The organism is Actinoplanes sp. NPDC051494 (genome assembly GCF_044454705.1).
In the GTDB taxonomy this organism is placed as follows: Bacteria; Actinomycetota; Actinomycetes; order Mycobacteriales; family Micromonosporaceae; genus Actinoplanes.
Window position 1 is genome coordinate 98974 of the sequence record NZ_JBITDZ010000006.1, and the last position, 24021, is coordinate 122994.

General features: G+C 69.3%; 19 protein-coding genes and 1 pseudogene. 10 read left to right on the forward strand and 10 right to left on the reverse strand.

The window, feature by feature from the left end:
• Nucleotides 1-142: 142 nt before the first annotated feature.
• Nucleotides 143-568, reverse strand: coding sequence for a hypothetical protein (locus ACIA6A_RS22015; RefSeq protein WP_396099650.1), 426 nt, complete (start codon nucleotides 566-568; stop codon nucleotides 143-145).
• Between the two features lie 249 nt (nucleotides 569-817).
• Here ACIA6A_RS22015 and ACIA6A_RS22020 point away from each other — a divergent pair, with 249 nt between their 5' ends.
• Nucleotides 818-1810 carry a polyprenyl synthetase family protein gene (locus tag ACIA6A_RS22020; RefSeq protein WP_396099651.1) on the forward strand — a complete coding sequence of 331 codons (993 nt, stop codon included), beginning with the start codon at nucleotides 818-820 and terminating at the stop codon, nucleotides 1808-1810.
• Here the strand turns inward: ACIA6A_RS22020 and ACIA6A_RS22025 are convergent.
• Nucleotides 1807-2997, reverse strand: a complete 1191-nt coding sequence (locus tag ACIA6A_RS22025) for an MFS transporter (protein WP_396099653.1) — start codon at nucleotides 2995-2997, stop codon at nucleotides 1807-1809. The two genes, ACIA6A_RS22020 and ACIA6A_RS22025, sit on opposite strands and share 4 nt — an antisense overlap.
• Nucleotides 2998-3152: 155 nt before the next feature.
• Here ACIA6A_RS22025 and ACIA6A_RS22030 point away from each other — a divergent pair, with 155 nt between their 5' ends.
• The 3 genes from ACIA6A_RS22030 (at nucleotide 3153) to ACIA6A_RS22040 (ending at nucleotide 5228) form a co-directional block, all read left to right on the forward strand.
• Nucleotides 3153-3947: an IclR family transcriptional regulator gene (locus ACIA6A_RS22030; protein ID WP_396099654.1), complete on the forward strand. Its 795-nt coding sequence runs from the start codon at nucleotides 3153-3155 to the stop codon at nucleotides 3945-3947.
• A 67-nt stretch (nucleotides 3948-4014) separates the two neighbouring features.
• Nucleotides 4015-4530, forward strand: a complete 516-nt coding sequence (locus ACIA6A_RS22035; RefSeq protein WP_396099655.1) for a sigma-70 family RNA polymerase sigma factor — start codon at nucleotides 4015-4017, stop codon at nucleotides 4528-4530.
• Nucleotides 4527-5228 (forward strand): anti-sigma factor family protein, encoded by a 702-nt coding sequence (locus tag ACIA6A_RS22040; protein WP_396099657.1) that lies wholly within the window; start codon nucleotides 4527-4529, stop codon nucleotides 5226-5228. The genes ACIA6A_RS22035 and ACIA6A_RS22040 overlap by 4 nt, the downstream gene beginning before the upstream one ends.
• Before the next feature lie 16 nt (nucleotides 5229-5244).
• Here the strand turns inward: ACIA6A_RS22040 and rarD are convergent, their stop codons facing one another.
• The 3 genes from rarD to eccE all read right to left on the reverse strand — a co-directional run bounded on the left by rarD (nucleotide 5245) and on the right by eccE (nucleotide 8649).
• Entirely contained in the window at nucleotides 5245-6204 is a 960-nt protein-coding gene (gene rarD, locus ACIA6A_RS22045; protein WP_396099658.1) for an EamA family transporter RarD, read from the reverse strand.
• A gap of 216 nt (nucleotides 6205-6420) precedes the next feature.
• Nucleotides 6421-6804 carry a phage holin family protein gene (locus ACIA6A_RS22050; RefSeq protein ID WP_396099659.1) on the reverse strand — a complete coding sequence of 128 codons (384 nt, stop codon included), beginning with the start codon at nucleotides 6802-6804 and terminating at the stop codon, nucleotides 6421-6423.
• A gap of 108 nt (nucleotides 6805-6912) precedes the next feature.
• The gene (gene eccE / locus ACIA6A_RS22055) at nucleotides 6913-8649 is read right to left on the reverse strand and encodes a type VII secretion protein EccE (RefSeq protein ID WP_396099660.1); all 1737 of its coding nucleotides are present in this window, start codon (nucleotides 8647-8649) and stop codon (nucleotides 6913-6915) included.
• A 456-nt stretch (nucleotides 8650-9105) separates the two neighbouring features.
• On the opposite strand from eccE, the gene ACIA6A_RS22060 reads away from it, so the two are divergent.
• From ACIA6A_RS22060 to ACIA6A_RS22080, 5 genes and pseudogenes are all read left to right on the forward strand, one after another.
• Nucleotides 9106-9435, forward strand: coding sequence for a WXG100 family type VII secretion target (locus ACIA6A_RS22060; protein ID WP_396099661.1), 330 nt, complete (start codon nucleotides 9106-9108; stop codon nucleotides 9433-9435).
• Nucleotides 9436-9452: 17 nt separating this feature from the next.
• Complete coding sequence (locus ACIA6A_RS22065) at nucleotides 9453-9746, forward strand: WXG100 family type VII secretion target (RefSeq protein WP_396099662.1); 294 nt, start codon at nucleotides 9453-9455, stop codon at nucleotides 9744-9746.
• Between the two features lie 766 nt (nucleotides 9747-10512).
• Nucleotides 10513-10902: pseudogene (locus ACIA6A_RS22070) on the forward strand (SseB family protein); the annotation flags it as partial.
• A gap of 2016 nt (nucleotides 10903-12918) precedes the next feature.
• Nucleotides 12919-14025: an SseB family protein gene (locus ACIA6A_RS22075; RefSeq protein ID WP_396099962.1), complete on the forward strand. Its 1107-nt coding sequence runs from the start codon at nucleotides 12919-12921 to the stop codon at nucleotides 14023-14025.
• Complete coding sequence (locus ACIA6A_RS22080) at nucleotides 14018-14380, forward strand: hypothetical protein (RefSeq protein WP_396099663.1); 363 nt, start codon at nucleotides 14018-14020, stop codon at nucleotides 14378-14380. Before ACIA6A_RS22075 ends, ACIA6A_RS22080 begins: the two co-directional genes overlap by 8 nt.
• On the opposite strand, the gene ACIA6A_RS22085 is transcribed toward ACIA6A_RS22080, so the two are convergent.
• From ACIA6A_RS22085 to acs, 5 genes are all read right to left on the reverse strand, one after another.
• Entirely contained in the window at nucleotides 14377-15297 is a 921-nt protein-coding gene (locus tag ACIA6A_RS22085) for an alpha/beta fold hydrolase (protein ID WP_396099664.1), read from the reverse strand. The genes ACIA6A_RS22080 and ACIA6A_RS22085 overlap by 4 nt on opposite strands.
• A gap of 42 nt (nucleotides 15298-15339) precedes the next feature.
• The gene (locus tag ACIA6A_RS22090) at nucleotides 15340-15768 is read right to left on the reverse strand and encodes a hypothetical protein (RefSeq protein ID WP_396099665.1); all 429 of its coding nucleotides are present in this window, start codon (nucleotides 15766-15768) and stop codon (nucleotides 15340-15342) included.
• 121 nt (nucleotides 15769-15889) lie between these two features.
• Nucleotides 15890-18262, reverse strand: coding sequence for an immune inhibitor A domain-containing protein (locus tag ACIA6A_RS22095; protein WP_396099963.1), 2373 nt, complete (start codon nucleotides 18260-18262; stop codon nucleotides 15890-15892).
• A gap of 215 nt (nucleotides 18263-18477) precedes the next feature.
• Entirely contained in the window at nucleotides 18478-20823 is a 2346-nt protein-coding gene (locus ACIA6A_RS22100; RefSeq protein WP_396099964.1) for an immune inhibitor A domain-containing protein, read from the reverse strand.
• A 241-nt stretch (nucleotides 20824-21064) separates the two neighbouring features.
• Nucleotides 21065-23050, reverse strand: a complete 1986-nt coding sequence (gene acs / locus ACIA6A_RS22105) for an acetate--CoA ligase (RefSeq protein WP_396099666.1) — start codon at nucleotides 23048-23050, stop codon at nucleotides 21065-21067.
• Between the two features lie 191 nt (nucleotides 23051-23241).
• Here acs and ACIA6A_RS22110 point away from each other — a divergent pair, with 191 nt between their 5' ends.
• Nucleotides 23242-23985 (forward strand): oxidoreductase, encoded by a 744-nt coding sequence (locus tag ACIA6A_RS22110; protein WP_396099667.1) that lies wholly within the window; start codon nucleotides 23242-23244, stop codon nucleotides 23983-23985.
• Nucleotides 23986-24021 lie beyond the last annotated feature (36 nt).

A 24021-nucleotide genomic window follows, 5' to 3' on the forward strand; every position in this document is an offset into this window, starting at 1 on the left:
TCGAGGGACATGAGCTCGTACGGCCGCCCGTTCGCGACCGTGATCTGAACACTCCCGTTTCCGGCGAACTGATTGGCGTCACCGAGGATCGTGCTGTTGCTGATCGACTGGCTCTTGTCCCGGCGACGGCCCGACCACCAGCTCATCGCTCGATCTCCACGTCGCCGCCGATGTCGTCGATCTGGTGCACCGGCCCGCCCGTCGTGCTGTCGGCGACGCGCTGACCCGCGGGAGGCGCGTCCGGAACACCTTGCTCCCGTGGCCGGCGAGCCGGGCGCGGTGCGGTGGGGCCGCCGGTTGTCCGGATGTCTCCCCGGACCCTGCTCACCTGCCGGATGTCACCGCCGATCCAGGAACTCTGCACGACCTGGCCGGGAGGAACCGGGGCCGGGCGGTCGGCCCGGGCGGCGACGACCGCGGCCCCGCCGCCCAGGACGGCGATCACCGCGCTGACGGTGCTGGCGATCTTGTCCGCGCGGTCGAGGCCGATCAGTACGAAGAACGTGATCAGCGCGGCTCCGGCTGTCCCCGCCATGGCCCATGTGATGATCCGGTTTCGCCCCGTCATCGGGGCATCCTCCGCGCCACACGCCGGGCCCGTCGAGTACGCGCCTGCGTGCTTGTCCGGCGCGGCGGCCGAACCGGCAGCTGAGCCCGGCGGCGGCGGCACGGGCGTGAGTAGGCAGGTGGTCGCTGACTGTCACGTTACTTCTGCCAGGTCGTACCCGCGGTCTGTGCTGATCTTGAAGACCCTGACCCGGTTGTGGTCGGACCGGTATGGCATCGTGAAACTGTGGTGAGCACCGGAGACACAGCGTTGGCGTCACTCGGAGTCGATATCGACCCTCAGGTCGATGCGTCGGTCTCCGCGACGCTGGCCGTGGTGGAGGAAGCGCTGCGCAACCACGTGGCCAGCGCCGACCCGTTGGTCGCCGAGGCCGCGCGGCACCTGATGGATGCCGGCGGCAAGCGGTTCCGGCCGCTCATCGTGGCGCTCTCCGCGCAGTTCGGTGACATCTCGCGGGCCGAGATCGTGCCCGCCGCGCTCGTTGTCGAGCTCACCCACCTCGCCACGCTCTATCACGACGACGTCATGGACGAGGCCGCCGTGCGGCGCGGGGCGCCGAGTGCCAACGCGCGCTGGGGCAACTCCGTGGCGATCCTGGTCGGTGACTTCCTGTTCGCCCGGGCCGCCGATCTGGCCGCCACGCTGGGACTCGAGGCCGTCCAGCTGCAGGCGCAGACGTTCTCCCGGCTGGTGCACGGGCAGATCGCCGAAACGGTCGGTGCGCGCGATTCCGATCCGATCGAGCATTACCTGCACGTGATCGCCGAGAAGACCGCTTCGCTGATCGCGACGTCGGCCCGCTACGGCGGCATGTTCTCCGGGGCCACGCCGGAGTACGTCGAGGCGCTCGCGGGTTTCGGCGAGACGATCGGCATCGCGTTCCAGCTCTCCGACGACCTGCTCGACATCGCGTCGGAGTCGGTGCAGTCGGGCAAGACCCCCGGCACCGACCTGCGGGAGGGCGTGGCGACGCTGCCGGTGCTGTACGCATTGGCCGGCGACGACACGGACGCCTCCGCTGTGCGGCTGCGCGAGTTGCTCGGGTCCGGCCCGCTGGTCGACGACGCGCTGCACGCCGAGGCGCTCGGGTTGCTGCGCGAGTCGGCGGCGATGAAGCGGGCGCGGGAAACGGTGCGCAGCTACGCCGAGGACGCCCGGGCCTGCCTCGCGCCGCTGCCGGACGGTTCGCCGCGGCAGGCGATGGAAGCGCTCTGCGACTTCATCGCCGACCGCACCAGCTAGACCTTCCGCAACATCCGGCTGCCGACGACCATCAGGGCCGCCGCGCAGAGCATCGCCGAGGCCGCGACCGTCCACATAGCTCCGTATCCGGCGGCCGAGGCGACCGCGCCGAGGCCCAGCGGGCCCAGGCATCCGCCGGCGTACACGCCGGTCTGGGTGATGGACGTGGCCGCGGCGGGGGACCGCGGGTGCAGCCGGACCACCGCGAAGTTCATGAGTCCCGGCCAGGACCAGCCGAGTCCGAATCCGAGCACGACGCCGGCCACCAGCGGTACGATGCCGTCCACCGCGAGCAGGGCCAGTCCGGCCGCGCCGACCGCGAGCAGGCCGGCGATGACCGCGACCTGCCGGGCCGGGAAGATGTCCGCCTGCCAGCCTCCGCCGATGCGGGCCGCCACGCAGATCGCGCTGCCGAGGGTGAGCGCCAGGCCGGCCGCGGAGGGAGCGATGCCGCGCGCCACCGCGGAGTCCACAAGGAACGTTCCGAGCGCGTTGGCCGAGGCGGCCGCGAGGGTCGCGGCCAGACCGATCACGATCAGCGCCGCGGTGGCTCGTTCCCCGCGTCCGGCTTGCGGCCGCCGGGACACCTTCCGATCCGCGGGTACGAGCGCCAGGGCCCCCGCCGCGGCCACAGCGGCCGCCACGAACGCCCATCGCCACCCGACGGTCAGCGCGACGACCGGCACCGCCGCGCCCGCCAGGAGCGTGCTGACCGGGATGGCGGCCTGCTTCACGCCGAACGAGAGGCCCTGCCGGCGCACCGGGACGTGCCGCGCGAGGCTCGTGTTGCTCGCCAGCTGTCCCATGGCGTTCGCGGCGGCACCCAGCACGAGGATCGCGATGAGTGTCCACAGTGATCTGGCGGCGACCGCGACGGCCGCGAGGGACACCGAGGCGAGCACGATCGCGGCCCGGGCGACGACGGTGGAGCCGTAACGCTCGACGAGCACCCCGGCCGGCACCGAGGCGAGCGCGCTCGCCCCGAAGTAGGCCGAGACGGCCAGACCGAGGCCGGCGGGCGAGAAATTCAGCTCGTCGCCGATCTGGACCGCGAGGCCCCCGACGAGAAACACCGGGACCGAACACGCGATGGTCGTGGTAAGGGCGCCGGTGACAACGCGACCTGGCCGGATCGCATCATTGCTGGTGACAGCGTTGCCGGCGGCGAAAAGGGGCGAGTCGTTCATCACCGGCGAGACTATGCCCGCGACCGTGACTCCTGGACGGTGAGTGTCAATAACCACACGTGCCGTAGAGATTGGTCATGGTCGACATGCTCTAGGCATTCCGTCCGGGGAAGATTATTCATATGGTGTAAGTCCCCGGACGCTCGGAGGTAGCTGTGCGCGACCCCCTGGCGGAGCCGTCAGATCTCATCCGGAGCGTGTCACGCGCTTTGCGTGTGCTCGAATCGGTGGGGCGGGCTCCGCGCGGACTCACCGTGAAACAGATCGCGCGACGATGCGAATTGACCGTCGCGACGACCTATCACCTTGTCCGCACCTTGGCGTACGAGGGCTACGTGATCCGTCGCGAGGACGGCACCTACATCGTCGGCCTCGAGATCGCCGACCGTTACCGGGAGCTGGTCTCGGCCTTCCGCGGGCCACCGACGGTCGGTGAGGCGCTGCGCCGGGCCGCGGTCGACACCGGATACAGCCACTTCCTCGGCCGGTTCGTCGGCGGCCGGATCGCGGTCACCGCCTCGGCCGAGGGCACCCGCTCGCCGTTCATGGACGACATGGTCCCCGGCTTCGACGAAGGTGGCCACGCGACCGCTCTCGGCAAGGCCCTGCTCGCCACGCTCACCCCCGACCAGCGGGCCCGCTACCTGCGCGACTGGGGCATGCGCGCGTTCACCCCGGCCACGCTGATCACGCCCGAGGCGCTGGAGGCCGACCTGGCCGCCGGTGAACGCCGGGGCATGCAGCTGGAGATGGGCCAGTGGCGGCAGGGGCTGGCCGGCGCGGCCGTGAACGTGATCTCCGACCGGGACATGGAACGCCGGCTCGTGCTCTCCTGCTCGCTGCCGGCCGCCGAAATGCTGACCTCCGCCCGGGTGGTACGTGCCAAGTTGACGGCAGCTGCCCGGAATGTCGCCGAAGCGCTATCGGCTGGTGACGCAGCGACAGCCTGACCGTTGAACCACTCGCGTCCCCCACCCGTAAGACAGGGTGGAACACGCGCGAGGGAGGTCGGCAGGCTTGGAAGATCAGGACGCCGAGCTGTTGCGCGCGTTGCAGGACGAACACGGCGAAGCCCTCTACGCGCATGCCGTCCGCCTCTCCGGCGGAGACCGGCAGCGCGCCGAGGACCTCGTGCAGGAAACCCTGCTGCGGGCCTGGCGCTATCCGGAAGCGCTGGACCTCGAGCGGGGCACGGTGCGGTCCTGGCTGTTCACCACCGCCCGCAATCTGGCGATCGACGCATGGCGGCGCCGATCGGTACGGGTCGGCGAGGTGGTCACGGACATGATTCCCGAACCTCCGCCCAGCGCGGACGAAGCGGACCGGGCCGTCGAGGCCTGGACCGTCGCCGAAGCGCTGGGACGGATCTCCGAGACCCACCGCGAAGTCCTGATCGAGTGCTTCTACCAGGGACGCTCGGTCGCCGAGACAGCTGCCCGGCTGGGGGTCCCGCCCGGCACGGTCAAATCACGTACGCACTACGCCCTGCGCTCCCTGCGCATGGTCCTGGACGAGATGGGGGTGACGGGATGAGGTGCGACCACGAACACGACGACGGCGCGTACGTCCTCGGCGCTCTCTCCCCGGCCGAACGCACCGCCTACGAACGGCATCTCGCGACGTGCTCCTTCTGCCGCGAGGCGGTCGCCGAGATCGCGGTCCTGCCCGGGCTGCTCGGCCGGCTCGACCCGGCCGACTTCGACCGCATCGTCGGACCGCCGCCGGCCCCGCACCGCCGCACGAGCACCCCGGACCTCGTCTCCGCCGTACAGACCACCCGGCGCCAGGAACGCAAACGGATCCGCTGGCGGGTCATGGGCACCGCGCTCGCCGCCGCGTGCCTCGCGCTGGTCGTCGGCATCGGCGCGGTGTTCTGGATGGGCCGCGGAACCCCGGTCGACGGCACCTCGGCCGGCCCGACGGTCGCGATGACCCCGGCCAACGAGCGGGTCCAGGTCTCCGCCCAGCTCAACATCGCCGGGCTGCAGGGCGGCACGAAAGTCAATCTCATCTGCGCGTACAACCGCGGTGACATCGACTCCGAGCCGTACACGATCCGCCTGATGGCATACGGCCCGGACGAGGAGAGCGAACAGCTCGGCTCCTGGACCGCATCGCCCGGCAAGGAAGTCAGCATGTCCGGCTTCACGCACTTCACCGACGGGATGCTGTCCCGCCTGGCCCTGGTGCGCAACGACGGACGGACCCTGCTGGCGTACGACGTCCCCTGAAAGGCCCCCGGGCTTTTCAGCGTGGCGGAAGGGTGGTGGCCGGCTCCGCGGTGGCGGCCGCGGGGTCGGCCGCTGTCCCTCTGGTCCGCGCCCCGGTCCTTCTGGTTCGCGCTCCGGTCAGGGCATCCACCGTGAAGATCACCAGGGCGATCCAGACCAGGCCGAACCCCGCGAGCCGGGCGGGCGGTAACGGCTCGTGGAAAATGAGCACGCCGCAGGCCAGCTGAAGAATCGGCGCGACATACTGCAAAATGCCGATCCCGACCATCGGTACGCGGTTGGCGGCGGCGGCGAACATCAGCAGCGGGACCGCGGTGGCGACCCCGGAAACCACCATCAGCGCGATATGCCCCGCGCCGTTGTGCCCGAATTCGGCTTTGTCGTTGAGATTCAGCCAGCCCAGATAGACCAGGGCGGGCACGGCAAGAACCGCGGACTCCACGAACAGGCCTTCCGCGGGAGGCAGTGCCAGCCGTTTCTTCACCAGACTGTACGAACCGAAGCTCGCGGCCAGAATGAGCGCGATGTACGGCAGGTGCCCGTAATCCACGGTGAGCACGCCGACCGCCAGCGCCCCGATCCCGACGGCGATCCACTGCCACACCCGCAGGCGCTCCCGCTGCACCGTGACACCGAGCAGAACCACGACCAGCGGGGTGATGAAATAGCCCAGGGCGGTCTCGACGACCCGGTCGGAATTGACGCCGTAGATGTAGGTCGCCCAGTTCACGCCGATCAGCACGGCGGCCAGTGACACCCCGCCGAGCAGCCGGGCATCGCGCAGCAGCCGCCCGAGGAACCGCCAGTTCCGCATGGCGGTGAGGATCAGGCTGATGAACAGCACCGACCAGACGACCCGGTGGGACAGGATCTCCAACGGGGGCGAGGGCTGCAGCATCTTGAAGTAGATGGGGAAGAAGCCCCACATCACGTACGCAGCGAGTCCGTACAGATATCCACGCCGCTCTTCGCCCATGGCATCACCGTAAGGTCCGGGCCGGGGACCGGTCCTTGCATATGTCGAACCTCACGACGCTTTCAGGTCGCAGACCATCCAGCGGGCGGCGTCCGCCGCACCATCGAGAGCCTGCTCCATGGTGGCGCGGCCCCGCCGGCCCTTCGACGGCTTGGCGCCCGGCCGGGTTGCCCGGCCAGGCTCCACGGGGGCCCGATGGGTCGTCGCTCCGGTGGGTCAGTCGTCGCTGCCGTCGGGGACCAGCATGTTGAGCACCCAGCTGACGACGCCGACGATGAGAGCGCCCAGGACCGCGCTCGGCCAGAAGTCGTCCACGTGGAACGGCAGGTCGGCCTGGCCGGCGATCCAGCTCGTGAGCATGAACAGCAGACCGTTGACGACGAGCGAGATCAGGCCCAGGGTCAGGACGTAGAGCCCGCACCCCACGGTCTTGATGATCGGCCGGAGCACCGCGTTGATGATGCCGAAGATGATGGCGACGGCCAACAGGGTCCCGGCCTTACCGGGGAGCGAGTCGGTGTCGAGACTGATGCCGCTGATGACCAGAGTGGCTATCCACAGCGAGACCGCGGTGATAACCAGTCGGATGATGATGCCCATGTCACGCGATGGTGCCACGCCCCGGCCACCGAGCACGGCGACACTCCACGATCATGATCAGGGGAATCGACGAACTCCCACCCGTCGGACTTTGTTCCCCGGCCCGGATCAGCCCCGAACCGGGGGACCGATCAGCTGGGACTCGATCGGGGTGGGGGAGAGGACGGCCCAGCGGACCGCCCGGCGGTTGATGACGCCGAGCATGTCCTGGCGGATCCGGGTCAGCCATTCCGCGGTCTCGCCCAGGCCGAGCGCGGCGCCGACGAGCGCGGCCTCCTCCGGGCGCAGCGGCTGGACCAGGAGCAGGTCGGCCCGGGACGCGACGTCGGCGTCGGCGGGGCTGAAGTCGTCGCGCACGACCATGGTGGCCTGCCAGCCCGCACCGGGGCGGTTGTCCGCGCCGACCGGGCCGATGTCGACCAGGACGAGCAACGGGTGCAGCGCGGAGCCCGGGGGGATCTCGACAGCCCGGCCCGGTGGGATGACGGCGATCGCCTCGCCGGGAACAGCGGCGCCCCGGATGAACGGCTCCCACGCCTGTGGGCGAGCGGTCTGGACCACGACGCGGGCGCCGAGAGCCATGGCGCGCAGTGCCATGAGCTGGGCGCAGCGGACGCCACCGACCAGGAGGGCGCGGGTCTGCTCGGGGCGGAACAGCCGGGCGATGACCGGATCCCGGTGCCTGTTCTGGCCGACCATCAGGCCGGCGTTGCTCACCGGCAGGTCCAGGCCGTCGAGGAGGTCCTCCCGCACGGACACGTCGTCGGCGTGACCGGGCACGGCGGTGGCCGTGGGGATGGCCAGCGGAAGCGTGGCGGTCAGGCCGTCGAGGTGCTCACCGTCGAGGCGCCGGGCGGCGGCCCGCTCGTTGGCGAGCAGCTTGCGCAGGGCCTGGGTCGCGACCGAGAGGCTGGCGGCGTCGGGCGCGGCGAGCCGGATCGTGAGGTCGATCGCGGTGGACTTACCGACGACAGCCCGCGGACCCGCACCCAGCGCGACCGTCGTAGCGGCGGCGGGCAGGCTCAGCATGCGTGCCACGAGCCGCTGAGATGTCTCGATGCGCAGGTCGGGCCAGCGGGACAACCGGAACGTGGCCTGACTCATCCCGCCGACCTGAAGACCCGGCCAGCTCTCCTGGGCGGTGCCGACGCCGTCGTCGTGGGCGAGCTCCGCGATGACCCGCAACGCGGCCGTCTCGCCGAGCGGACGGGCCGGGGTCGGCGCGAGGCGGCGCAGCAACTTGCGCACGAGACCGGACAGCGCGCGGTGCAGATCCTCGTCGGACCAGCCCTCGGCCCGCAGGACCCGGACCGCGAGGAGCGCCCTGCTGTAGCCGAGCAACCGGCCCTCGGTGAGCTGCCGGTAGGAGTTCGCCGGGGTGCCACCGCCGGCCCGCAACGACGGCGCGGGCGCGCCGGTCAACAGGACCTGGATCCGGCACGGGGGATGATCGGTGCCGGCCGGGGGCAGGAGCCCGGCCGGGGAGGGCACGGCGCTGACGTCCTCGGCGAGCATGCCGGTCGGATCGCCCAGCTCGAGGATGGCGGTGAGGCCGTGGCTGTCGACGATGATCGCGGCGGGGTCACCGGCCAGCTCGGTCTGCTCGATGTGCGACCCGGGGGCGACGAATTCCAGCAGCGCGGTCGAGGTGGTGTCGACGGAGACGACGTGGCGACGACCCGAATAGCGAGTGGCGGTGCCGATCCATTCGAAGGCCCATCGGCCACGCAGGCGAATCCAGGTGAGAGAAAGCGTGACAATCGCCACGAAAACCCCAGCGGCGAGGGCGATCGGGCCGTTGACCGCTCCGATCAGCACAGCCGCGGCGGCCACCTGGGTGTTCACCCATTGACTGGTGCGAATGCCAAAAATTCGCCCACGGCGCACACGCTGCGCACGCACCTTGGGCAGCTGCTGGCCGGCGCCACTGAGCTCCGGGAAGGTGCGATCGCTTGCCACCTGAGCCGTCACCCGGCGCCGCCCCTCGGTCGATGATTTCTTGCCTGCGAGGCTCATCGTAGGAGGTGGCGGGCGTTTTCGGGGGGCGGGCCTGTGGATAACCGGACGCAGCGGACAGGGTTATCCACAGGCTGACCGACGGAGTTACCGCGAACGTCCCCGAGCCGCTACTTTGGGCTACAGAAGCCGACAATCAGCAGGTCAGGGGCGCCCCCCATGTGGTCGAAGTAGGGGTTAACCTGATTGCTACGTCAATGCGCCAGAGGCCGGCAGGCATAGTACGGCCCGTCCATTCAGGACTCGGCGCGGGATAGACGACAGAGGAAGCGAGGTGACGTCCGGGTGTCCGGAACACAGGCAGAATCAGCGGTAATGGCGCAGACCGCCGCGAAGTTCGACCAGACCAACCAGGACTTGACGAGCATGCTCAACCGGCTTATGTCGGAGCTCTCAGTGCTCCAGTCGGCGTGGGCCGGTCGGGGCGCCAAGGCGTTCGAAACGGTCCGCGCTCAGTACCAGCAGGACCTTTCCCAGATCAACAAGGCGCTCGCCGACACGGCGGAAGCGATCAAGACGTCGGGTGTCAGCTACGACACCACCGACGAGTCGGCCGCTCAGTCGATGACCGGCGCCGGTGGCGGTGGCGGCGGCTACCTGCCGCTCGAGAACTGAAGGCGGGGGATCACGCGATGACCGATGGTCTGCTCAAGGTCAATTTCGGTGTGCTGGCTCAGGCCGGCGCCGACATCCAGAAGGCCGTCAACGAGATGGAGCAGAAGCTCAGCGATCTCGATGCCGCGGCACGCCCCCTGGTGGCAACGTGGGACGGTGAGGCGCAGCAGGCTTACGCCGAGCGCCAGCAGAAGTGGACGCAGGCGTCCACCGACCTGAAGAACATCCTGCACAGCGTCAAGATCGCCGTCGATCAGGCCGCGCAGGACTACGCGACCACCGAGAGCACGGCGGCAAAGCGCTTCTCCTGATCCAGGACAGGCACGCGTACGGCCCGGCCGGGTCACCAGCTCATGGTGGCCCGGCCGAGTTCGTTCCCAGCTCGGGTTGGTTTCCCAGCCCGAGTTCGTTTCTGAGCTGAGTTCGTTCTCGGCGCGGCGCGGCGCGGCTCCTTCCAGGCCCGCTTCGTCTTCCATCTGGATCTGGTCGCGGCCCGGCTTCGCTTCCGTCTGGTTCGTTGCAGGCCCGGTTCTGCTCCTATCTGGTTCGTTCCCGACCTGGTTTGCCCCCGCGCCGGGTCGCTCCGGTCCGGTTTGTTCCGGGCCTCGTTTACTCCCGGCCTGGTTCGCTCCTGGCCTGGTCACATTCGACCCGGTTTGTTCTCCGCCTGGTTCACGCTCAGCTCGGTTTGTGGCCGGGCTGAGGTTGTTCTTGGGTTGGGTGCGTTGCTGGGCCGGTGTCGCGTCCGATTTGGCGGGTGGTGCCTCGCCGAACTTGATCAACTACTCGGATTGGTTGGTATGCGTCTTTTGTGCAGACCTTGGCCCGGGGCGACTGGCGAGATGATCACCGCATGAGTGCGGGCCTGTCTGGGTGCTGCGATGATCAAGAGGTGATTTCGGGGCTGCGGTCCGGAATGTGGCTACCCAAAGTCACGGCGTGGTTCCTGAGCGCGACTATTGGAGTCGTTAGGGGATCGGTTTGGTGTAGGCGAGCGGCCGCCCATTGTGATCGTGGCCTGACCTTGTAGGTTGTACGCGTTGAGGTGGCCCGTTCGCCGCGAAGGGAGAGGTGGACGTGACCGAGTGGGAACCGGCTACGGACGCCGAGGGAGCCATGCGCAATGCGTTGCGCACGGATGACCAGGAGTCCTACTTCCGCATTCTCGCCGGCGTCGACCTGCTGCTACCTGTTTCCGCAGATGCCCTGGCCGGCCTTGAGCCGCTGGGCTGGGGAACATGGAGCACCGGCGGGCGTACGCACGTGCTTGCATTTACTTCACCGGCGGCCCTGCAGTCCTGTCTTGCGGACTACACAGGGTCCGCGCGGCGTGTCGCCTACCAGGAGCTGGCCGAGACCTGGCCGCACATCGAATGGTGGCTGGCGGTAAACCCCGGCCTGCCGATCGAAGGATACCTGCCGGCCTGGTTCGTGGCTCAGCTCAGTCGCGGTGACCTGCGCCTGCCGACCCGCGGCCCAGGCCGTGACGGCAGTAACGCGCCCAGCCGTATCCCGGACCTCCAGGCCGCGGCCATGGCGGCGAGCGTCGCAGCCTCCCAGGATTATGCGAACCCGGCATCCGGTGGCCCGGTCTCCGGAGAACCGTACGGAGCATCGGCCCCCGGCGCACTCGCGGCGGCGGGAGCGTCCAACGGTGCAGGTCAGGACATGAACGCGGCCGGCTATGGCGGCGCGGCGAACTACGGCGCAGCGGATGGCTACGCACCTGCGGACGGCTACGGCGCTGCCGCTGGCTATGGTGCTGCGGCTGGCTCTGGTGCCGCAGCTGGCTATGGTGCTGCGGCTGGCTCTGGTGCCGCAGCTGGTTACGGTGCTGCGGCCGGGTCTGGTGCAGCGGATGGTTACGGCTCTGGTGCCGCGGACGGTTACGGCGCCGCGGCCGGGTCTGGTGGCGCAGCTGGTTATGGCGCTGCGGCTGGATCTGGTGCCGCAAGTGGCTATGGTGCCGCGGCAGGGTTTGGTGCCGCAGCTGGTTACGGTGCTGCGCCCGGTTCTGGGGCCGCGCCTGGTTCTGGGGCCGCGCCCGGTTACGGTGCCGCCGCTGGTTATGGCGCTGCGGCCGGGTCCGGGACTGCGCCTGGGTCCGGGACTGCGCCTGGGTCCGGGACTGCGCCTGGGTCCGGGACTGCGCCTGGGGCGGGGGCTGTGGCCTCGGGCTATGACGCTCCGTCTGGGTATGACGCCGGCCGCCCGAACGATTTCGGTCAGGGCGGGGTTCCGGGTAGCGGCGCGCAAGGTGGCGTTCAGGCCGGGATCCCGCAGGTCGGTGGCGCGCAGGACCACTTCGGCGGTGCCCAGGGTGGTGGCGCGCTGGGTGGTGGCGCGCAGGGTGACTTCGGCGGCCAGGGTGTTTCTGGTGCTGATCAAGGTGTCTTCGGTGGGGCGCCGGCTGGCTTCGGTCCCGGCGTGGGTGGCGGTTCGTGGGACGGTGCCGGTCAGGGTGGGGCTCTGCCCACCAGGACCGCCGCTCAAGGTGGCGCACTGCCGAGCCGGGCCGGTCAGGGTGATGGGCTGCCGGACCGGGCTGGACAAGGTGGTGGGCTGCCCAGCCGGGCTGGTCAGGGTGGGGCGTTGCCGAGCCGAAGTGCTGGTCAGGGCGGTGCTCTGCCGAATCGGGCCGGGCAAGCTGGGCCGGGCGGCGTCGGCGGTTCCGGACTGGGTGGTCAGAGCCAGGGCGGCGCGGCTGGGTATGGTGGCGTTGGTCAAGGCGGGTTCGGTGGTTCGGGGCAGGAGTCCGGAGCTGGTGCCGGGCAGTCGGTTGGGCCCGGTGGGCTTCCGCTGCGTACGCCCGGTGGGGTTCTTCCCAGCGGTCTGCCGTCTCGGGTTCCGGCTACCCCGCCGGGGCTCGGTGGCAGCAGCACGACCTCGTTCAGTGGCTTCACGCCGGCTGGTTCCGGACAGCCGGTGAGTCAGGCTGCTCCGAGCGCCCCGGCCGCCAGTCCTCCGCAGGTCAGCAGCCCAGCCCAGGTCGGTCCGGCCCAGGTCGGTCCGGCCCAGGTCAGCCCGGCGCCGGTTGCTCAGGTCAGTCCTGGCGGGTTCGCTAGTTCCAGTCTGCCCACCGGCAGTGCGCTCGACGCTCTGGCCAGCCGGTCGGGGACCACGGCTCCGGCCAGTGGGCCCAGTGCGCTGGATGCCCTGGGCAGCCGGGGTGGGCCGGCGACTCTGCCGCCGTTGCAGGCGATGGACGCGCCGCTGCCCACGCGGACCCCGATGGCTCAGACGCCTCCGGTGCCCAGTCATATTCCTGCTCCGCTGCCGGGTGAGGAAGAGAGCGGCGGGCTTCCTCGTCGCCAGGTCACGCCGGCGGCCGAACAGCCCTCGAGCATGGCCGCGGCCGCTCAGGCGCTGGCCGCGAAGGGGGAGGCCGGTGCTTCGCCGGAGGTTCCTCCGACGTCGGCTGATCCCGCGGTCACTTCTCGCCTTACGTTGCCGGGGCCGACCACGCAGACCTCCACTCCTCGGATGGCACCTCCGGTCATTCCCGGCACCGCCGGCATGAACCGGTCGAGTGCCCCGGTGGTGCAGCCCACCGCTGTCCTGCCGACCATCGGCGCGCCTACTGCGGCCGGTCCCACCATCGGGATGGTTCCGGGGCATCCGTACGGCGGGCAGGAAGACGAGTTCGTGCCGGCCAACGAGGTCGAACGTGATCTCTACCTTGCCTCGCTCGAGCACAGCACCGACGCCTTCCTGTCGACGCTTCTGCTGGCCGGGGTCCTGGTGCCGGTCGCTGACGGGTCGTCGCCCGGCGCTGGTCCGGGGGATCCCGGGTTCGAGTTCCGGACCGAGGACCTCGACGGCGAGCGCTTCCTTGTCGTGTTCACCAGCGAGGAACGGCTGGCCGACCACTTCCTCGAGCCGGTTCGGACCGCTTCGGTACGGTTCGTGGACCTGATCGGGAACTGGCCGGATTCCGGGTGGTCGTTCTCGGTCAACCCGGGGACCGTGGTCGGGGCGAAGTATCCCGGGCAGCAGGTCATCGCGCTGGCGAGCTGGGCGGCCGAGGCCGGTCTCGGCGGCGATCCCGTGGAGGCCGGTGCGGTCGAGGCCGAGCCGGTGGCCGCGGTGGAGACCGACGCGCTGCCGACGATGATGCAGAAGGCCGTTCCGCAGGATCAGGTCGACTACTACCTGGACCGGGGTTACGACCGGATCGCCGGGTTCGTGCACCGGACCGCCGAGGTCGAGCACCTGCGCACCCCGGCCGAGTTGTTCGCCGCGCTCGGCCTGGCCTACGACGGGTCGCCGTATCACGCGGACGACAAGGAGGCCTTCCTGCTCCGGTGGGCGGCCTTCCGGCCCAGCCTGTACCGCATCCCGTACGGCGGGCAGAACGAGCAGGCGTTGCGTGCGATGGACGGCTGGGTGATCGAGCGTCCGCCGTTCCGCGGCAACGGGTTCGCGCCCGGTGAGGGCAGCGACGTGATCGCCGAGTTCAAGGTGGACAGTGTGCGGCTGCCGCACGGCGCGCAGCTGTGGCGGATCGATGCCGACGGTGACGAACGGATGCTCGCTGTTTTCGACAGCGACGCCCCGGCCTGGCGCAAGGTGGGTGAGCAGGATGCGTGACGGGTACGTGGTGACGTGGCGCGGCCGTGAGTACGACGCCTCGCCCGACGGGGAGAGCGTGCGTATCTACGCCCCCGAGGCCGGCGACGGTTTCGAGGAGGCCCGCCCGGGTCGTTTCGTGCGGGTGCTGAAGGCCGGGGAGTTCACCGACCTCACGTACGTGCGGACGACCTGCTCGTGGCGCGGGCAGCCGTTCATCGTGCTGGCCGAGGCCGACACGTGGCTGCGGGTGGAATACACCGGGGGGCGTGCGCCGGTGGCCGAGGCTCTGGGGCTCGAGGAGTTCGACTTCGGGGTGTATCAGGGCTGGGCGCCGGCCGGTGAGGTCACCGAGCTGTACGAGCACCGCGTCTAGCTCTTGAGCCAGCGCAGGATCTCGCCGGTCACCAGGTCGGGGGCTTCCTGGTGCAGGAAGTGGCCCGCGTTCTCGATGAGGCGCCACTCGTAGGGTGCGATCACGTATCGCCCTGATCCCTGCGCGGTGCGGGGCAGGACCGCGGTGTCGAGGGCGCCGTGCATCTGCAGGGTCGGGGTGATGAGCGGGCGCTGCATGAGCTTGACGAAGCGGTAACCCTGCAGGCGCAGCGCCGAGCGGAAGACCCACCGGTAGGCCTCGAGCGCGCAGAACGCCGCCTGCGGGATCTGTATCGCCTCCCGGCACCGGGCCGCGTACTCCTCGTAGTCGGCGGTCTCTGTCCATGCTGGACCGCTCCAGCGCTGGATGAGCTCGCCGACCAGCGCCGCGTCGTCGCGGGTGAGGACGTGTTCGTAGCGGGGGACCTGGAACTTGAGGATCGAGGCGGTGGCGGAGAGCTGGCCGCGGGGGTCGGCGAACAGGGCCGCTCGCAGGCGCAGCGGGTGGGCCGCACCGAGGACGACGAGCCGGCTCACCATCTTGGGGTGGAACGCGGCGGCGGCCCAGCCGACCATACCGCCCGCCCCGGCGCCGACGATCATCGCGGAACGCTCGCCGAGCGCCCGGATCAGGCCGGTGACGTCGGCGGCCATGGTGTAGCCGTCGTAGCCGCGGGGTGGTTTGTCGCTGGCGCCGTAGCCGCGCAGGTCGATCGCGACGGCCCGGAAACCGGCGTCGGCGATCCGGGGCAGGATGTCGTGCCAGGCCCACCAGAACTCGGGGAAACCGTGCAGCAGGAGCACCAGCGGACCGGTGCCCGCCTCGACGACGTGGAACCGGCTGCCGTTGGCGCCGACGAAACGGTGGGTCCAGGGACCGTCCGTCAGCACGCTTGCCTCGTCCACCTGCGAACTCATGAGTTCCAGCGTACGGGCCGGTGCCCGCAGCGGACATCACGGTTACGAGACGTGTTCGACGGCCTCCATCGTGACCGGCGTGCCTTCGCCGCAGTAGATGCGCAGCTTGGCCGGGACGACCCGGACCCGGACGTGGTCGCCCTTCTCGAGCTTGGTGCCGGCGTCGGAATACATCGCGTACGGGAAACCGTCGCTGTCGAGCAGGCCGTAGCAGGGGCCGGTGCCGCCGCGGACCACGTAACCCTCGGTCCAGCCCGGGCTTTCGATGTTGTCCGTGGGGGTCTTCGGCGGGCGACCGGGCCGCTGGGTGGGCGGGGTGGCAGCCGGCGGGGCGGCCGGGGCCGACTCGCTGGGCGGGGCTGTGGACGGCTGGGTGCTCTGGACCGACTCGCTGGGTGGGACGGGCGCGGAGACGCCGTCTGTCACGGTCGGTGATCCGCACGCCGACACCAGCACGATGATCAGGGACATGGCACAGGTCGTACTTATATGTTTCACGGTGACTGTGACTCCCGGCTTGCCCCGCAGGTTCCCTGGAAAGGGCGATGCCCGGGGCCGACAGCGGCCCCGGGCATCGTCGTCGAGCTGAGGGTCAGGAGAACTTGACCTTCAGGGAGGTGCCGGCCTGCTCGGTGACCTGGATCTTGACCCCGGCGGCGGGCAGCTTGACGCCGGCCCACGGGATCTCGGGGTACCAGTACTGCTTGGTGTCGTCGAACGTCGTCGCTGCGGCCTGGCCCCGGACGTAGCTGGGCTTGCCGTTGATGTGCAGCGTGAACGAGTCGGCCTTCTTGGTGCCGAACGGGGCGTCGTACATCTGGACGCGGTTGCGCCAGGGCAGACCCTCGAGGTTGTAGATCGGTTCCGGGTGCGCGTCGATGATCAGGTTACGACCGCTGCCCGGGTGGACGTTGATGTTGTTGTCCGCGACCGAGGTGTCCCAGTAGGAGATCAGCAGACCCTGCTGGTACGCGAAGTGCTCGACCCAGTCGGGCTTCGCCGGGTAACCGAAGTTGTACGGGCCCGTCTTGAGGTACTGGTCGTAGGACACGTAGCTGCGGTTGCCCGCGATGTAGAAGTTGTCGAACGCCTGCGTGACCGTGGAACCGACGATACTGAAGCCCTTGGCGGTCCACGCCGGGGTGCCCTCGGCACCGTCGGTGGAGATCGCGGAGCCGTTCACCGTGAGGGTGAGGTTGTCGCCGTAGAAGCCACCCTCGGAGACACCACCGTCGGTCAGGTAGTGCAGACGGACCGAGACCTTCTTGCCCGCGTACGCGTCGAGCGGCACATGGAAGTCCTGCCAGGCGCCACCGCTGGTGCCGTCGAGCGCGGGACGACCCGGCTCGCCGCCGTCGGTGCCGATGGGCGCGCCGTCGACAGTGGCGTCGACCGCGGTCCAGGTGGTGCCGTTGTCCTGCGAGACCTCGAAGTAGAGGTAGTCGTAACCCTCTTCGATGCTGTAACGGCCCTTGAGGTCGAGCGACGCCGACGTGGCGGAGGTCAGGTCGACCGCCTTGGTCAGCGAGGTGTTGAGGCCGTCGTCGTTGCCGGAGAAGTACTGCTTGGTGCCGGCGAACGGCGCACCCAGCTGGGTGGTGACGGTCTTGTCGGGCAGGACCACGACCGCGCCCTGGGCCTTGTCCGTGTTGTACTCCTGCGGACCGAGGTTCAGCGTCTTCTGCTGACCGGCGACGACCGTCTCGTAGTCGAGCCAGCCGAGCTGCAGCTTCTGCCAGGCACCGAGGTCACCCGCGCGGGTGCCGAGGGCCTCACCGGCGCCGCTGAGCCGGCTCTGGGCCATCAGGGTCCAGTGCTCGGGGTTGCTGTTGCTGCCGGTGCCGGAGACGTCGTAGTCGTCCGGGAGTCCGAGGTCGTGGCCGTACTCGTGGGCGAAGACGCTCACGCCGCCGTTCTCGGGCTGCACGGTGTAGTCGGAGATCCAGACGCCGGTGTTGCCGACCTGGGTGCCGCCGTACTGGTTGTACGAGGGGCCGTCGACCCCGACGAGGTTCAGGTAGGCGTTCCAGCGGTGCGCCCAGATGGCGTCCTCACCCTGCTGCGGGTCACCGTCGGACTGGTCGCCGCCGGCGTGGACGATCTGGAAGTGGTCGATGTAGCCGTCCGGCTCGTTGAAGTCGCCGTCGCCGTCGTAGTCGTTACGGTCCCACTGGTCGAACTGCTTGATCTCAGTGGCGATCTCGGCGTCGGTCTTGCCGGCGGCCTTGCGGTCGGCGACCCACTTCGCCACGGCGTCCTTGATCAGGGCCCAGGCGTTGGTGTCGGTGCAGAGACCGTTGATGTCGCAGTCGCGTCCGTAGCGGGCCTCGTTGTAGGGCACCTTCACCCAGTCGGACACCTCGCCCTCGACGCTGTAGCGGCCCGACGACTGCTTCTCGTAGTACGACTTCAGCGAGTCGGCGTTGCTGCCGTCACCGAAGTAGAGCTCCTCGAAGTGTTCCTTGCTGTAATCGTCCTGCCAGACCGTGCTGTTGTCCTGCGAGCGGTCGGGCTCGGGGATGCTGTTGTGCAGCGGGCCCTCGAACGTGGTCGGACCCGGGGTGGCCGGGTCGCTGTCGACGTCCGGGTAGTTCGGGTGCCGCTGGTTGCCGAACTCCGCCAGGATCACGAAGATCTTGTCGGTGCGCTCGTTGTCGAGCTCGACGTACTGGTCCTGACCGGCGTCCGCGACCGTGCGTTCGGCGAAGCCGCCGCCCTGGGTCTTGCCGACCTTCGCAACGGTGCTGCCGTTCCGCTTCTGCGTCTTGAGCTTGCCGGTCAGGACACCCTGAATGGCAGCTGAGCGCAGCTCGCGGCGCTTGTCCTCAAGGGGGCTGATGAGGTCGTCCTTCTTCGGGGCCTTACCGGCCACCGTCGAAGTCGGCTCCACCGGAGGCGCCGCCTGGGCCACGGCCGGGAGAGCGATCCCGACACCAGTCACCATGGCAGCGCTGAGTAGTCCCACGACTACTTTGCGCACTACGTACCTCCGTCGACGTGCCCGAAGCGCTGGATGCAGCGTCCTCGGCATGCAGAGGTCCCGTGTTCGGGACCCAGGTGAACGTATGTAAAAAAATGGATACGTGGAAGTGGTACAGCTAAATTAATCAAGATCTTTACAGGCATGAAAAAGGGCGGTGCCGGAATTGTGACCCGGCACCGCCCCTCCATCGTGGTGGATCAGCTGATCTTGATCTTCGCCGATGTCCCGGTCTGTGCCAGTACCTCGACCTTGACGCCGGCCGCGGGCAGCTTCACGCCCGCGCTCGGCAGCTCGTCATAGAAGTACTTCTGGGTGTCGTCGAACACCGGCTGCGCGGCCTGGCCACGGACGTAACTGGCCTTGCCGTTGATGTGCAGAGTGAACGAATCGGCCTTCTTCAGGCCGAATGGTGCGTCGTAGATCTGCACGCGGGCCCGCCACGGCAGGCCCTCCAGGTTGTACACCGGCGCCGGGCGGGAGTCGATGTACAGGTTGCGGCCCGTACCCGGGTGGGTGCTGACGTTGTTGTCGGTCACCGAGGTGTCCCAGTACGAGATCAGCACGCCGGTCTGGTACGGGAAGTGGTCCACGAGGTCCGGCTTCGACGGGTATCCGAAGAAGTACGGGCCGGTCTTGAGGTACTTGTCGTAGCCGACGTAGTTGCGGTTGCCGACGATGTAGAAGTTGTCGTACGCCGCGGTGGTCGCCGAGCCGACGATCTTGAAGCCGTTGAGCGCCCAGGTGGACGTGCCCTCGGCGCCGTCGGTCGACACGGTCGCGCCGTCCGCCGTCACCGTGAGGTTGTCACCGAAGAAGCCGCCCTCGGAGACGCCACCGTCGGTGAGGTAGTGCAGACGGAACTTGATCTTCTTGCCGGCGTACGTGGTGAGCGGCACCGCGATGTCCGCCCAGGCGCCCGCCGTGCTGCCGGTCAGCGCCGGGTTGCCGCTGCCGTCGGTCGGGAACGCCGCGCCGTTGACCGTGCCGTTGAGCTTGGTCCAGTTCGCACCGCCGTCGGTCGACGCCTCGAAGTAGAGGTAGTCGTAGTCGACCTCGATGGCGTACCGGCCCTTGAGCGTGACCGCGCCGGTGGTCTTGCCGGTGAGGTCCACGTCCTTGGTCATCGCCGTCTCGAGGTCGTCCTCGTTGCCGGAGAAGAACTGCTTGGTGCCCGCGTACGGGGCCCCCAGCGGCGTGGTGACCTGCTTGTCCGGCAGCACCACGACGGCCGCCTGGGCCTTCTCCGAGTTGTACTCCTCGGGGCCGAGCTCCAGCGTCTTCTGCTGACCCGCGACCACGACCTCGTAGTCGAGCCAGCCGAGCTGCAGCTTGTTCCACGCGCCCATGTCGCCGGCGCGGGTGCCGATGCCCTCGTCGGTCGGGGTGGTGAGACGGTTCTGGGCCATCAGGGTCCAGTACTCGTTCGCGTTGTCACCCCGGCCGGTGGTGTCGTAGTCGTCCGGCAGCCCGAGGTCGTGGGTGTACTCGTGGGCGAAGACCGACATGCCGCCGTTCTCCGGCTGCATCGTGTAGTCGCCGATCCACAGGCCGGTGCTGCCGACCTGGGTGCCACCGAGCTTGTTGTTCGCCGGGCCGGTGTTGCCCTGGTCGCCCGCGCTCACGTACGAGCGGTGGCTCCAGATCGCGTCCTCGCCCTGCTGCGGGTCACCGTCGGCCTGGTCGCCGCCGGCGTGCACGATCTGGAAGTGGTCGATGTAGCCGTCCGGCTCGTTGAAGTCGCCGTCGTTGTCGTAGTCGTAGCGGTCGTGCTGGTCGAACGAGGCCAGGTCGGCGACGATCTCGTCCTCGGTGCGCCCGGCGGTCCGCTGGTCGGCGACCCACTGGTTGGCGGCGTCGCGGACGAGCTGCTGCACGTTGCTGCAGACGTGGCTGCCGCAGAGGTCACGACCGTACCGCGCCTCGTTGTACTGGACCTTGACCCAGTCGGTGACCTCGCCGTCGACGCTGTAACGCCCCGACGACTGGGTCTGCATGTAGGTCTTCAGCGACTCGACCCCGGCACCCTCGCCGAAGTAGAGGTCGCGGTAGTAGTCGGCGCTGTAGTCGGACCGCCAGATCGTCGAGTTGTCGACGCCGCGGTCGGGCTCGGGGATCGCGTTGTGCAGCGGGCCCTCGAACGTGGCCGGGCCGGGGGTCGCCGGGTCACTGTCCACATCGGGGTAACTGGGGTGCCGCGTGTTGCCGAACTCGGCCAGGATCACGAAGATCCGGTCGGTGTTCTCGCGCTCCAGCTCGACGTACTGGTCGGTGGTGTCCTCGGCGGCGGCCAGCGACCGGTTCGCGATGCCGGAGCCCGCGGTCTCACCGACCTTGACGACGGTGCTGCCGTTGCGCTCGAACGGCTTGGACTTGCCGGTGAGCACGTCCGTGACCGCCTGCTGGCGCAGGGCACGGGCCTTGTCGGAAAGCGGGTTGGGGATGTCGTCCACTGTGGCGGCATCCGCCTGGGCGGCCGATACCGGCTCGGCAGGTGGTGCGGCGAGGGCCACGGCCGGGACGGAGATCCCGACGCTGGTCACCATCGCGGCGCCCAGCAGTCCTACGACTACCTTGCGCACTAAGTTACCTCCGTTGACAGGACCGCACGCCGTGGTTATGGCGGCGGCTGAACAGGCCCCGGATGGGGGCTGGAGAGAACGTATGCAGATGTGACGATGCGTGGCTAGGTGTTTACACGATCTTTTCGCGATCTTAATCAGATATGGAAATCCATAACATCGACGGCGGTGGAATCAGTATCACCGCCGTCGACGTATTTGCTGGTCAGTCGTCTGATTTGGACGATTGCATGCCCGATGAGATCAGGTCCATAACGGTCGAATCCTGCAATGTCGTGACGTCGCCCAGCGACCTGTTCTCTGCCACGTCCTTCAGCAACCGCCGCATGATTTTGCCGGACCGGGTCTTGGGCAACTCGGCCACGAGCATGATCTGCCGCGGCTTCGCGATCGGGCCGAGCTTCTTGGCCACGTGCGCGCGGAGCTCCTGGATCAGCTTCTCGCCCGCCTCGCCGCCGGTGTCCACGTTGCCCCGCGGGATCGTGAACGCCACGATCGCCTGCCCGGTCGTCGGATCGTTGGCGCCGACCACCGCGGCCTCGGCCACCGACGGGTGGGAGACCAGGGCCGACTCGACCTCGGTGGTCGAGATGTTGTGCCCCGAGATCAGCATGACGTCGTCGACCCGGCCGAGCAGCCAGAGCGCGCCGTCCTCGTCCCGCTTCGCGCCGTCACCGGCGAAATAGATCCAGTCGTCGCCGTTGCCGGCGCCCTTGCCGAACCGCGACCAGTACGTGTCCAGGAAGCGCTTGTCGTCGCCCCAGATCGTGCGCAGCATCGACGGCCACGGCTCACGCAGCACCAGGAACCCGCCGCCGCCGTCCGGCACCGAGCGGGCCTCGTCGTCCACCACGTCGGCCGAGATGCCGGGCAGCGGGGTCATCGCGGAACCCGGCTTGGCGCTGGTGACACCGGGCAGCGGGGAGATCATGATGCCGCCGGTCTCGGTCTGCCACCAGGTGTCCACCACCGGGCAGCGGTCGTGACCGACATTGGCCCGATACCACATCCAGGCCTCGGGGTTGATCGGCTCACCGACGCTGCCGAGTACGCGCAGCGACGACAGGTCGTACTTGGCGGGGATGTCGTCACCCCACTTCATCATCGTGCGGATGAGCGTGGGCGCGGTGTACAGGATGGACACCTTGTACTTGTCGACGACCTCCCAGAAGCGCCCGCGGTGCGGCGTGTCCGGCGTGCCCTCATACATGACCTGGGTGGCGCCGTTGGAGAGCGGACCGTAGACGATGTACGAGTGCCCGGTGACCCAGCCGATGTCGGCGGTGCACCAGTAGACGTCGGTCTCGGGCTTCAGATCGAAGACCGCATGATGGGTGTACGAGACCTGGGTCAGGTAGCCGCCGGTCGTGTGCAGGATGCCCTTCGGCTTCCCGGTGGTGCCCGACGTGTACAGGATGAACAACGGGTGCTCGGCGTCGAACGGCTTCGCCTCGTGCTCGTCGCTCGCCTGCTCGACGGTCTCGTGCCACCAGAGATCCTTGGCGCCCCAGGCGACGTCCTCACCGGTGCGGCGGACCACCAGCACGTGCTCGATGCTGGGGCACTGCGCCACCGCCTCGTCGACGGTCGGCTTGAGCGCGGACGGCTTCCCGCGGCGGTAACCGCCGTCGGCGGTGATCACCAGCTTGGCGTCCGCGTCCTGGATCCGGGTGGACAGCGCGTCGACCGAGAACCCGCCGAACACGACGCTGTGCAGCGCACCGATGCGGGCGCAGGCCAGCATGGCGACCGCGGCCTCGGGGATCATCGGGAGATAGATGGCCACCCGGTCGCCGGCGGTGATGCCCAGCTCGGTCAGCGTGTTGGCGGCCTGGCTGACGGACCTGAGCAGGTCCGCGTAGGTGATCGAGCGGCTGTCGCCCGGCTCACCCTCCCAGTGGATCGCGACCTTGTCACCGTGCCCGGCCTCGACGTGCCGGTCGACGCAGTTGTACGCGACGTTCAGCTCGCCGCCGGTGAACCACTTGGCGAACGGCGGGTTGGACCAGTCGAGAACCTGGTCCCACGGCTTGGCCCAGCTGAGCCGTTGCGCCTGCTGTTCCCAGAACCCCTGACGGTTCCCGTCGGCCTCGGCGTAGGCCTCGGCGGTGACATTGGCGTTGGCGGCAAGCTCGGCAGGCGGCGCGAACCGCCGCGTCTCCGATGACAGGTTTGCCAGCGTTTCGCTCATGAGGGCGGCTCCTCTGCTCTGTTGTCTGCACACTAGTTGCGGCCGGGCCGCCCGTGCCTGTCCCGCGCGCTGAGTGGTGCCCAGTGCGCGCCGACCGGGCAGATCCTGATCGTTACTGCGCGAATCTTGCCACTTCTGAACCCGTACGCGCATCTGATGTTTCCGGTATTTTTCGCGGCTACGGTGGTCGCGTGACGAACGATCCCCTAGCCCCGCTGCTGGCACTGACCGGTGTCGAGCCCGCGTTCGCCGAGGCCCGGGAGCGGGTCGACGCCGCGCTGCGGCACCGCTCGCTGCGCCGGCACGGCGGTCAGGTCGCCGCCGAGACCGGATTGCGCGCCGCGGTCGCCAGCGCGGCCCTGGAGGACCACCGCTACGACCTTTCCGAGGTACGCGCCGGCACGGTCACCGATCCGGTCGTGCAGGGTGCCCTGCGGGTCTCCGAGGCGCTCGACGGGCTCGTCGACCTCTGGCCGCGGGCGCCGCGTCAGGTCCTGGCCCGGCTGCACATGCTGGCGGCCCGCGGCGCGGTGCCCGAGTCCGCGCTCGGCCGGCTCACCTCCGGCGCCGAGCGGGTCGACGCCCTGGCCGGCCTGGTGGCCGGCAACGAACGGACGCCGCCACTGCTGCTGGCCGCGATCGTGCACGCCGAGCTGATCACGCTCCGGCCGTTCGCCGGCCCGGCCGGGGTGGTCGCCCGCGCCGCCGCCCGGCTCACCCTCGTCTCCCGCGGCTTCGACCTGCGCGGCCTCGTCGGCGTCGAGCGGGGGCACCTCGAACGCGAACCGGAGTATCTCGGCTCGGCCGGCGCCTATGCGACGGGCACCCCGGACGGCGTGCGGTCCTGGCTGCGCCACTACGCGGCGGCGGTCACCATCGGTGCCGACGAGATTCCCCAGATCGGCGATGAGGTTCTCGCACCTTCGGGCAGTTGACGCATCGAAGTATCAAATGTCCGTGTTGTCGAGCGG

Coding starts and splice junctions, on each gene's coding strand:
- ACIA6A_RS22050 (WP_396099659.1), bottom strand. CDS start 6,804: ATGGGCATCATCATCCGACTGGTTATCACCGCGGTCTCGCTGTGGATA.
- ACIA6A_RS22085 (WP_396099664.1), bottom strand. CDS start 15,297: ATGAGTTCGCAGGTGGACGAGGCAAGCGTGCTGACGGACGGTCCCTGG.
- rarD (WP_396099658.1), bottom strand. CDS start 6,204: ATGGGCGAAGAGCGGCGTGGATATCTGTACGGACTCGCTGCGTACGTG.
- ACIA6A_RS22065 (WP_396099662.1), top strand. CDS start 9,453: ATGACCGATGGTCTGCTCAAGGTCAATTTCGGTGTGCTGGCTCAGGCC.
- acs (WP_396099666.1), bottom strand. CDS start 23,050: ATGAGCGAAACGCTGGCAAACCTGTCATCGGAGACGCGGCGGTTCGCG.
- ACIA6A_RS22025 (WP_396099653.1), bottom strand. CDS start 2,997: ATGAACGACTCGCCCCTTTTCGCCGCCGGCAACGCTGTCACCAGCAAT.
- ACIA6A_RS22040 (WP_396099657.1), top strand. CDS start 4,527: ATGAGGTGCGACCACGAACACGACGACGGCGCGTACGTCCTCGGCGCT.
- ACIA6A_RS22075 (WP_396099962.1), top strand. CDS start 12,919: ATGGCACCTCCGGTCATTCCCGGCACCGCCGGCATGAACCGGTCGAGT.
- ACIA6A_RS22090 (WP_396099665.1), bottom strand. CDS start 15,768: ATGTCCCTGATCATCGTGCTGGTGTCGGCGTGCGGATCACCGACCGTG.
- ACIA6A_RS22100 (WP_396099964.1), bottom strand. CDS start 20,823: ATGGTGACCAGCGTCGGGATCTCCGTCCCGGCCGTGGCCCTCGCCGCA.
- ACIA6A_RS22080 (WP_396099663.1), top strand. CDS start 14,018: ATGCGTGACGGGTACGTGGTGACGTGGCGCGGCCGTGAGTACGACGCC.
- ACIA6A_RS22015 (WP_396099650.1), bottom strand. CDS start 568: ATGACGGGGCGAAACCGGATCATCACATGGGCCATGGCGGGGACAGCC.